At 32.2% G+C, this 9,693-nt stretch carries 14 protein-coding genes and 4 pseudogenes; 3 read left to right on the top strand and 15 right to left on the bottom strand.

All coding sequences use genetic code 11. The features are described from left to right. The 9 genes and pseudogenes from FTV37_RS15885 to FTV37_RS15845 form a co-directional block, all read right to left on the bottom strand. Positions 1-244: SMI1/KNR4 family protein (locus FTV37_RS15885; protein ID WP_180064267.1), on the bottom strand; the 244-nt coding region annotated here is incomplete at its 3' end. Between the two features lie 8 nt (positions 245-252). Beyond that, positions 253-387: an HNH endonuclease gene (locus FTV37_RS18190; RefSeq protein WP_180007392.1), complete on the bottom strand. Its 135-nt coding sequence runs from the start codon at positions 385-387 to the stop codon at positions 253-255. After that, complete coding sequence (locus FTV37_RS17975) at positions 368-850, bottom strand: RHS repeat-associated core domain-containing protein (protein WP_257224368.1); 483 nt, start codon at positions 848-850, stop codon at positions 368-370. Before FTV37_RS17975 ends, FTV37_RS18190 begins: the two co-directional genes overlap by 20 nt. 79 nt (positions 851-929) lie before the next feature. Then, a complete protein-coding gene (locus FTV37_RS15870) occupies positions 930-1,454 on the bottom strand; it encodes a hypothetical protein (protein WP_180007376.1) in 525 nt (174 codons plus the stop codon). A gap of 18 nt (positions 1,455-1,472) precedes the next feature. Beyond that, positions 1,473-1,688 carry a hypothetical protein gene (locus tag FTV37_RS15865; RefSeq protein ID WP_180064266.1) on the bottom strand — a complete coding sequence of 72 codons (216 nt, stop codon included), beginning with the start codon at positions 1,686-1,688 and terminating at the stop codon, positions 1,473-1,475. A gap of 277 nt (positions 1,689-1,965) precedes the next feature. Next, a complete protein-coding gene (locus tag FTV37_RS15860) occupies positions 1,966-2,757 on the bottom strand; it encodes a hypothetical protein (protein ID WP_180064265.1) in 792 nt (263 codons plus the stop codon). 2 nt (positions 2,758-2,759) lie between these two features. After that, positions 2,760-3,563, bottom strand: a pseudogene (locus FTV37_RS15855) (RHS repeat-associated core domain-containing protein); the annotation flags it as partial. 102 nt (positions 3,564-3,665) lie between these two features. Further along, the gene (locus FTV37_RS15850) at positions 3,666-4,163 is read right to left on the bottom strand and encodes a hypothetical protein (RefSeq protein WP_180064263.1); all 498 of its coding nucleotides are present in this window, start codon (positions 4,161-4,163) and stop codon (positions 3,666-3,668) included. Continuing rightward, the gene (locus FTV37_RS15845) at positions 4,164-4,550 is read right to left on the bottom strand and encodes a hypothetical protein (RefSeq protein ID WP_180064262.1); all 387 of its coding nucleotides are present in this window, start codon (positions 4,548-4,550) and stop codon (positions 4,164-4,166) included. It lies immediately after the preceding gene. A gap of 121 nt (positions 4,551-4,671) precedes the next feature. On the opposite strand from FTV37_RS15845, the pseudogene FTV37_RS15840 reads away from it, so the two are divergent. After that, positions 4,672-4,830: pseudogene (locus FTV37_RS15840) on the top strand (integrase); the annotation flags it as partial. A 169-nt stretch (positions 4,831-4,999) separates the two neighbouring features. Here the strand turns inward: FTV37_RS15840 and FTV37_RS15835 are convergent. Next, positions 5,000-5,356 (bottom strand): hypothetical protein, encoded by a 357-nt coding sequence (locus tag FTV37_RS15835; protein WP_180064261.1) that lies wholly within the window; start codon positions 5,354-5,356, stop codon positions 5,000-5,002. Continuing rightward, positions 5,353-5,547, bottom strand: a complete 195-nt coding sequence (locus FTV37_RS15830; protein WP_180064260.1) for an HNH endonuclease — start codon at positions 5,545-5,547, stop codon at positions 5,353-5,355. Before FTV37_RS15830 ends, FTV37_RS15835 begins: the two co-directional genes overlap by 4 nt. A 118-nt stretch (positions 5,548-5,665) precedes the next feature. On the opposite strand from FTV37_RS15830, the gene FTV37_RS15825 reads away from it, so the two are divergent. After that, positions 5,666-6,706: an IS481 family transposase gene (locus FTV37_RS15825; RefSeq protein WP_180064259.1), complete on the top strand. Its 1,041-nt coding sequence runs from the start codon at positions 5,666-5,668 to the stop codon at positions 6,704-6,706. A gap of 227 nt (positions 6,707-6,933) precedes the next feature. Here the strand turns inward: FTV37_RS15825 and FTV37_RS15820 are convergent, their stop codons facing one another. The 4 genes and pseudogenes from FTV37_RS15820 to FTV37_RS15805 form a co-directional block, all read right to left on the bottom strand. Beyond that, positions 6,934-7,602, bottom strand: a complete 669-nt coding sequence (locus tag FTV37_RS15820; protein ID WP_180064258.1) for an Imm43 family immunity protein — start codon at positions 7,600-7,602, stop codon at positions 6,934-6,936. Between the two features lie 178 nt (positions 7,603-7,780). Beyond that, positions 7,781-8,185, bottom strand: a complete 405-nt coding sequence (locus FTV37_RS15815; protein ID WP_180064257.1) for a hypothetical protein — start codon at positions 8,183-8,185, stop codon at positions 7,781-7,783. Continuing rightward, complete coding sequence (locus tag FTV37_RS15810) at positions 8,182-8,433, bottom strand: hypothetical protein (RefSeq protein ID WP_180064256.1); 252 nt, start codon at positions 8,431-8,433, stop codon at positions 8,182-8,184. Before FTV37_RS15810 ends, FTV37_RS15815 begins: the two co-directional genes overlap by 4 nt. Before the next feature lie 267 nt (positions 8,434-8,700). Then, positions 8,701-9,471: pseudogene (locus FTV37_RS15805) on the bottom strand (IS3-like element ISAba29 family transposase); the annotation flags it as partial. Here FTV37_RS15805 and FTV37_RS15800 point away from each other — a divergent pair. After that, positions 9,467-9,607 (top strand): annotated as a pseudogene (locus FTV37_RS15800) (IS5/IS1182 family transposase); the annotation flags it as partial. The pseudogenes FTV37_RS15805 and FTV37_RS15800 sit on opposite strands and share 5 nt — an antisense overlap. Between the last annotated feature and the right edge of the window lie 86 nt (positions 9,608-9,693).

Here is a 9,693-nt window from a genome sequence, read left to right as displayed (position 1 = left end):
TATCTTTTGAGGGGCTCCCACCATTTGTTGTTAGTAAAAATTTTTTGTATTCAATTGGAAAGTTAATACCAGACTCTCCCTCAAATTGATTGAGCATAACATCATTAACTTCTGAGGGTTTCTTATACTCTTCCAATAGCATTTTTTTTAATCTTTTATCATAATTAATTCCAATTAATGACAATGATTGAAGCTGTTGTTCACTTTTTGAAATTTTTTCAAAATCAATATTTCTATAATTCATATATATATCTATTTTCTAATACCACAAATTGCTGCACCACCTGTATGTCTGACAGCATCATGTATATCTTTTGGAATCAATTGTAAAATACCATCCTTGTCTGTATGGTGCCATACAAAATTATCAGGTGCTTTTTTTACCAGCCAAACCTATTTTTGCATTCGCACTTCTAAAGTCTGCATCATCCTTAGTAAAAGAACCAATATTTACTGTCGTTCTAGCATACCTAGAAAAATCTGGAAAGCCCTTCGAATTGAATGGCACTCCATGCGAATATTTTCCTCTAACTCCAACAGGCAAATCTTTCCCCATCATCGTTTTACCAGCAAAGCACGAATTGATAGGCATACGATTATTTACTTTAGTTACTGCTGCTGGGCCATGTCTTGGAGCATCACTACCTCTTTTACGACGTAAGCCAAATGGATCTACCCAGCCTATAGGGCTATCAACATATTGATATAAATTTATACCACCTAACAACCCAATCGGATCTTTACTTACATATCTCCCCACATAAGGCGAGTAATAACGATAACGGTTATAATGGAGTCCTGTCTCTTGATCCTTGCGCTTCAGACAGAGCATTGCTCTGTCTTTGCTCATGCACCTTGAAAAAGGTTGAATAAATTGCCAGAAGTGTCACAGCAATTGGAAAATTAAAGATTTTTCTTTAAATATCAAATCAAGTTTTATTAGGAAGTTCTTCATAATACTCATAAGTTGGTAAATCAGGTTCCGATGAATTAGTGTTTCCAGCATAACTATCTAGCACCAATTTGTACTCCGCAGAAATAATTGCAAAAAAACTAAGATTTGTATTTGAAAAATAATTATATAATTTTTTAATATTATTTTTATTTAATTTAAAAACAGGCAAAGGTGAAATATTAAAATATTCACCTTCTTCAAAAAATGTTTCATACTGGCTAAAAGATACATCGAACAAAAAATCACTATTTGGCAGATTTTGAATAAAAATATTCATCTTTTTATTTATTAAAATAGTATCTTGTGTTTCATTAGCCTCTATTAACATTTGATTCCTCTTTTTCAGAAGGAGTATTTCACTATAAAAATTAATACTTTCACAGATAGAAAACTTATAGGAATCATTTAAAAAAACAAACTGTTGTTTAGTATCATCAATAAAATTTGATAAATTCAAACTTTGCTTTTGTTTAATTTTAAGTTCAGTGATTTTTTTCATTTGCTTTCAATCTCAATACTAATCATGGGTTACAACTGATCCACCTGAGCTATATTTCCAAGCACCTTGATTATTAGTTCGTACTTCCCCATTATCCATCTGTACTAACTTTGGGTTAATTGCAGCAGAATAAATTGGATGTAATCCATAATGATATAATTTTCTCTTTATTTGCTTAGCTTTGGCTTCGCTATCAGACATTACTGCACCGTTTTCAGCTTTATCTCTGTTCACATCAATACCAATATCATCTAGAAAATCCTTATGTTTAGCCCAAATCCCTTCAGAGATAGTATGATGACCTTAACTGTTCGATCATACAAATAGTATTGTTTTATCAAAATGGACCAAAATGACAATCAAAAAGACCCTTAAAAATTAAGGGTCTTTTATTTTCTTTGTATCAATTTAATTTATTGATCAAATGCCATTTATTTTATAATTTTTTAAAGAATTAATTTTCTGTTGATTATTCTAGAAATATACAATCAAAAAATTCTACTTTAATGCTCTAAGTTTCATAAATTTTTTGCATCCCATTCGTGATACATAACTTACCTTGTGGATACTCTCCTTTCCATCCACAAGCCAAGTAATTACATTTATAAGCATTTAGCAGTAAGTCTATAAATTTATTTGAGAATTCAACATAATAAGCCATTAATATTAAATGGATATCTGCCTCCATATCATCCAAAAAATAATAAAATATTTGATTTTTATTTTCTATTTTTTTTTCCAAGCCAATATTTAATCGATCTATTTCTTCTTCAAATAAATCCATTTTAATTTTTTCTTTGTAAATAAAACTATATACCTGTTTCGTAACTCTTGCCCTTAAATCATTCCAACTTTCATAAGGCTCTTCTACATCTTGATCATGTGCTATTTTTTTTGCTAAATTAAAATCAATAATTTCAAAATTATTTCCATCCAAATCTTCATCCAAATTATTTGTTAAAAATTTGTGATCAAAAAAATAATAAAGCTCTTTAAATTCATTAGAAAACTCTAGAATATTTTCTTTTTTTTGCATTAACTTATCTTTAAATATTTTTTCAAATATTTGAATTTTTTCTTCTTCTCCACCATTGTTTCTAAAATTATTTATTAGATTGAGAACTTTATCATTATTAATTGTAGCTTGCTTTAATTCAATTTCAACAAGCAACAATTCTATTGCATTTCTTAACAACAATTTATCATCACTTTCACGTAGAATATTTTCAAGAACCTTAGTTGCTTCTACAAACTTATCGAATTTCATTAATTTTTTTGCATAATCTATTTTTTCAATTTTCATTTTCAATATCTCCTAGACGATTTAATATATCGTGACCAATCACCATCTTTCAAGCCTGTTGATTTTCCACAAATTGTTTTATATAAAGGAATTTTGTTTCGCCTTAATGCTGAATCCAAACTTCTTTGTAAGTCTTGAATTGCTAATTTTCTACTATTTGCATCATTAGCATACTTCTTACCAATATAATCCAATTCTGATCCAACAGCTTTATTATAAGCAGAATGATACCCACTATGAGAACTAATAAAATTATTTGGTTTATTAGGTAACATTATTCCATTTGAAGCACTATTCATTTTAAATCCAATGCCTTTTAAGGTATCGTGATCTTCAAAATCTTCTGGTATAACATGATGAGCTTGTTTTCCTGGCCAACTACATTGACCTGTTGTATTTTTACCTAATTCTTTTGAGTTTTTCTTCTTTGCCAACCCCAATGGATCAATCCATCCTGTAGGATTCGGTGCATATTGATAAATATTATGCCCACCACTTAATCCTATAGGATCTTTACTTACAAACCGTCCAACATAAGGCGAGTAATAACGATAACGGTTGTAATGCAATCCTGTTTCTTGGTCGAAATACTGTCCTTGGAAACGAATGTTGTTTGAAATAATTTCAGAATTTTCAAAGAAACTCGATTTAGCCTTTTCAGCCTTACACTCACCCCAAGCCTTATACTCAGCTTTCCAAATGATCGAACCTGTATGGTCAGTCATTTCTTGTGGTGTACCTAAATGGTCGCAGTGGTAAAACCATACATCATCAAAGCCTTTGCTCTGTTTTGTGGTTTTCGATAGCAAATTTTGGCGTACGTTATATGAATTATTAAAATAAAAATAAGCTCAATGAAGCTATCATTGAGCTTTGTATAATTTGAAATAGCGAACTGATTTTAAATTTTATTGATTAGAAAAAACTACAATTTTCCCTTCAGGTAGATGACCATCCCATCCACACGGAAAACCACTATTTAAATATATTTCTAAAATTTCTTTCCAGATTGTAGGAAAATAGTCATTTGCATAACATTGAAATATTATACCTATATCTCTATACATCAACTCTACTATCAGACAAGCTTCACCCATTATCCATTTTTCTTTAGCTCCGTTAAATTCTTGATTTTCAAATCCAAAATAATTTTTTTGTTTTAGTTTATATTTAATCTGATCGTTCCATTCAAAGCTTTCTGGAAAAATATCGGGGGTATCAGTCACAGTTTCCCATTCATCAAAATCATCAAAACTGTCATTAGTCGCATAATCTATTCCTAAATTAGCATCAAAAATAATCTTGTAATCTTTTTCAGTACTAAACTTAGTATTATAAAAATTACCTTTTTCCAAAAAAGATATAAATTCAGCTGCACTTTCTACTACTTGATCCCAAGTCTTCATTTATTTTCCTCTCACGTGGTTTCTAACCGTATTCATCCAATCTTTTTCAACACCACCAGTACCATTAGTGTGTGCATTGCCATACATTGTTTGCCCTCCTGCTTGCAATTGTTTTTTTAATGCCGCCTGAACTACAGCTAATTTTTTACACCCACCGACATTTGGTTTAAATCTTGCTGCAACTTTCATCGCACCAATAGCAGCTTCGTTATATCCAGAATGATATTCAAAGTGTGTAGTTTTTCCAAAACCTGCCCCAGTTTTAAGTGGAACATTTGCATCTTTAGGTAAAGCAATTAATTTATTTACATTATGCACATCAAAATTTTTACACAATTTATTAACATCTCGTAATGAATCTGTGCTTTTTGGAATTATGTAGTGCACCTGATACCCTTCAGGTATTAATGTTTTAGTTCTTATCAATTGGGACAATATTGAACTTAACAATCGAATTGTAATGGCTGCACTAACACGCAACCGTGCAGAAAAGGGACCAATTCCAAGTAATTTTGCTGCTGATAAAACCGATTACTTACGTAAAATCTATGAGAATGCACTCGTACATAAACTACCAGATGAGGTAGAAGCTGCTGACTTACGTGGAGCATATTTTGAAAAACGAAAAGGCTTAATGGCTGATTGGGCAGAATTTTGTAATGAATAAGATTTAAATGACATAAAATCAATAATTCTGCCTAAAATTGCTGAAGCATGAGTATATTCATTTGATTAGATAATAAAAAAACACAAAATAATTTATTGGCGCTGCTTGTGCAACAGAGCCAATTTATAACTAAAAACAAGTTAATCCTTAACTTAAATATTCTTTAAGTTTATTGATCCTTAAAATCATCATTATCAATATAATAATTCAGTGCATCAATTAATTTCTCATTCGATACATCAGCATCTTGCCTAATGGCCAAGTCAACTACATCTTGAATATTCTGATCTGAACAAAAGTAATGAAAACCATTTGTAATAACAAATTCAGGGTAAACTTCGTTATCATTTTCATCGAAATCAATACTATTTCCAATGAATACCTCATCATGAATCTTTACATTATCGTTTTTAGCATATACTGCATAACAATATTCAAAGTCATAATTAGGCAATCTTTCTTTTTTCTCTTTTACCAAGTTTATAAAATCTTCGATTTTATAAACTTTATTTTTAAACATACTCATAATGGACAACCTGTTGCTTGATCTAATTTACCTTGTCTTCCTGGTTTTCCCTCACCCCATTTATCACGACCACCAGTGCCATCTGGATGATATATACCATGATTATTAGCATGGTCTCCTCTATCAACCAAATTGAGTAAACCACTTTGATCATTATGATGCCATGTTAACCCAGGAGGGCTATTACTCATATTCGGTGATTTTAACCTGTATTAGTTCAGATCTGATCAGACATTGATCTTGAAAAAGAGAAAGTTACCCGTTTTTTTAAAGGTGTCGAAATCTTAATCAAACAAAGGTAACTTTCTTATGTTACATACTAACAATCAAATCATCAAACACAAAGTAGGTTTACTCAATTTGGCTGAAGCACTTCAGAATGTGTCTAAAGCTTGTAAGGTGATGGGTGTTTCTCGAGATACTTTCTATCGCTATCAAGAGTTAGTTCAGTCAGGTGATGTCGATTCACTCATCAATAAATCCCGACGAGTACCGAATCTAAAAAACCGCGTGGATGATACTACAGAACAAGCTGTGATTGATTTCGCAATCCAATTCCCCGCTTATGGTCAACACCTTACCAGTAATGAATTACGTAAAAATGGTGTATTCATTTCAGGTAGTGGAGTTCGATCTATTTGGCTTCGCCACGATTTAGAAAACTTTAAAAAGCGACTGAAAGCCTTAGAAGCCAAGGTGGCTAAAGATGGAATTGAGTTAAATGATCATCAGATTGCTGCGCTTGAGCGTAAACATGAAGATGATGTTGCTTGTGGTGAAATAGAAACACACCATCCAGGGTATCTTGGAGCGCAAGATACATTTTACGTTGGCAATCTCAAAGGTGTTGGTCGAATTTATCAACAAACGTTCATCGATACCTACAGCAAAGTTGTGCATTGCAAGCTTTATACAACGAAAACACCGATTACAGCAGCAGATTTATTAAATGATCGCGTACTCCCGTTTTATCAATCACAGGATCTACCTATGCTGCGTATTCTGACAGACAGAGGCACTGAATATTGTGGCAAAGTGGAACAACATGATTATGAGCTGTATTTAGCCATCAATGATATTGACCACACCAAAACAAAAGCTGCTTCCCCGCAAACTAATGGGATCTGCGAGCGTTTCCATAAGACGATCTTGCAGGAATTTTATCAAATTACCTTTAGGAAGAAGCTGTATATTACATTAGAGGAATTACAAGCTGATCTAGACGTTTGGCTGAAATTCTATAATACTGAACGAACTCATCAGGGAAAAATGTGCTGCGGTCGCACACCGCTAGAAACATTACTTGATGGAAAACGAATTTGGGCTGAGAAAAATTTAGCCCAGATTTAACCTGACAGGCACACTAAAAAATGGGTAACTGTCAGATCGGGTTTGAGCTAGTACAAATTAGGTCGCCCTCATACCCAAGTTGTCTCTTAAATTTGGAATACTTGGGATAGTTTTATCTTCCTAATCTTTATGCAACAAAGCCTTTTACAACCTCCAATGGTACTATTATTTTTAAAGGAAGTTAATAATATTCATATCTGTTTCTAAAATTACAGTTTACAATATCATTAGATCGGCCACACATATTCATTCACTTCATTTTCTTCTAAAAACATGACAGTAAAATCATCTGAATTTCGCCACTTTGCTGTTGAAACATCGTCTATTCTTATACCATTACACTCAACTTTTTCAATTTCATTTTTAACAGTTTCACTTATAAAAAAAGTATCTTGTGCTGAATCCATATCATAAATTTTAAAAATATTTTCTTTCAAACTATCTAATAAATAAGCTTTTTCTAAAATCAAGTAATCTTCATTAAGTTGATAATTAGACTTATTTGTATCAATTACATCAATATAATTTAACAGATTATTAAATCTAAAAATAAAGTATTCATTTTCATCAATTATTTCTAATTTTTCATCCACTACTTCTACTTTTAAAAAATCTGTACTTATATAATTTTGTAATATCCGTTTAAAAAATTCACTAACAATATAAATATTTTTATTAATATTTCGAAAAGATATTTTCGTGTTCTTATTTTTTAAAACAAAAACTCCTTCTTTAGGCAACTCACAATTGTTACTAGTCTTATAGTTATACCAAGGTAAAGACCCATGCTCAAAATCTGAGCTAACCTGTTCTTTATTCATATATAAAATTGAATCTTCAATAAGTGAAATTGGACAAACTTCACTTTGTGTTGCACTTAAAACGAAATAATTCATATTTATTCTATCCTGATGTTGTAATGGTTAAGTAAAATTGAAGTAATAATCATTGTTTCATCCATAAACAACTCATCCATATTTACAATTTCACCTAATCCAGCACCATTTCATCATTGATTTTTATTCATTATCACATTGTAATAGATAATAGTTAAAACCATTCAAACAAAGAATATTAATTATGAAGTAACTCTATATTTATCTTATCTAAATTTTCACACGGTATAACCACTCTAAAACTGCCCACGACTTTGAAAATTTTTTTAAATTTGCTTACTCTTAGACCATAAGCACAACAATTTCCTTCTTTCATTTCATATATAAAATCACCAAAATCCGTGGCTGGAATATAGATTCCATTTTTTATGTCTAATTGATTATCTATATCTTCAATTGATAAAAAGCATATACCGTCACTTTTGCTTGAAAAGCTATTAAAAAAATTTTCAAAAGGAAAAGTTAGTCGAATAGTCTTTCCAAGATAATCATGAGCAATGATTAAACTTACTTCATTTTCATCACAACTCAAACTCAATAATTTTGAATCGTCACTATTTTCAATAATTTCAGATATATTCATGGGCAACCTTGAGCCTTTTTATATTTACCATGAAAATCATCTACCATACCTGCATTTTCAATTTTATCTTTCATAAATAAGTGCCCCTTCTTCCCTCCGACATCATAGTTCAAATGCGGGAATGTAGAAGTACCAACACCTTTACCCCAATCACCATGATTCCAATATACCGACTCACCTTTGGAATTCTTCCAACCATTCCACTGACCTTTTTCATTATAGGTTCTAACCGCACCAGGTCCTAACATTTTGGCTCCAGCATTCATCGCATCATTTTTATTATTATACAAATAGTCATCTTTTCTAGCATCATCTGCACTTACCTTTTTCCCAGATGCTCCAATACAATTTATTAATTTTTTTGAATTCTTATTTTTTGCATTAACAGGTAAGGTTTTAGTTCTACTCCTTAAGCCTAAAGGATCTATCCACTCTACACTATTAGGTGCATATACGTATAAATTATAGCCTCCATCTGAACCGTACCGGGTTTGTCGGAGACTTTTTTATTTAAGTTAGGCCACCTGACCTAACGGGTTAATCTTATCATAGTACATTGCTTCAAACTCAAAAGGTGATACATAACCCAGTGCACTGTGTACACGCTCTTTATTGAACCAATCTACCCAGTTTAGTGTCGCAAGTTGTACATCCGCTAAACCTTGCCAATCCGCTTTTAAATATTCAATCACCTCTGTTTTGTATAAGCCATTCACCGTTTCAGCCAAAGCATTATCGTATGAATCACCGGTCGTACCGACTGATGCTCGTAAATTTGCTGCTTCTAAACGATTGGTATAACGAATGGAAAGATATTGCACGCCTCTGTCACTATGATGAATCACGTTCTTTGGCATGCCTCGATCATGCAATGCTTGCTCCAGTGCATCGAGCACCATATCTGTATTCATACGTGTTGATACTTTCCATCCAACAATTGCTCGCGAGAACACATCAATAATAAAGGCGGTATAGACCCAGCCTGAATGAGTTTGAATATACGTGAAGTCAGCGACCCACAGCTAGTCAGGATGATCTGCATTAAAATTGCGTTTTACTAAGTCATCTGCTCGTTTTTGATCATCTCGGCTACGGGTGGTTTGTTTATTCTTACCACGCCAAACACCTTGTATACCTAGCTTCTGCATCAATCGAGCAACTGTACAACGTGCGATAACATAACCTTCACGTTTCAATTGTTGTCAGACCTTACGCACACCATATCGACCTAAACTTTCTTTCCAAATACGTTTGATTTGCTCTGCATGATGTAAATCATGCAGAGTGTATTGCATCAAATTATTAGGCGATTAATTAACAGCAAGGAGTTTTCCAAGTCAAGTCAACGAAATTCATGCACGTGTAGCGGTGTTAAATAAATTTACGGAATTAGGCCAACCTCATATCCAAATTGTCACTTAAATTTGAGTAGATATGGGAAATCTTAATTTTTAAATCTTTGTGCAACAAAGCTCTTTAAATCTCCCAAGTGGAAGTATCCTGTTATT

The sequence above is a fragment of the Acinetobacter sp. YH16042 genome (genome assembly GCF_013417245.1).
GTDB lineage: Bacteria > Pseudomonadota > Gammaproteobacteria > Pseudomonadales > Moraxellaceae > Acinetobacter > Acinetobacter amyesii.
This window is presented reverse-complemented; position numbering and strand designations above follow the sequence as displayed.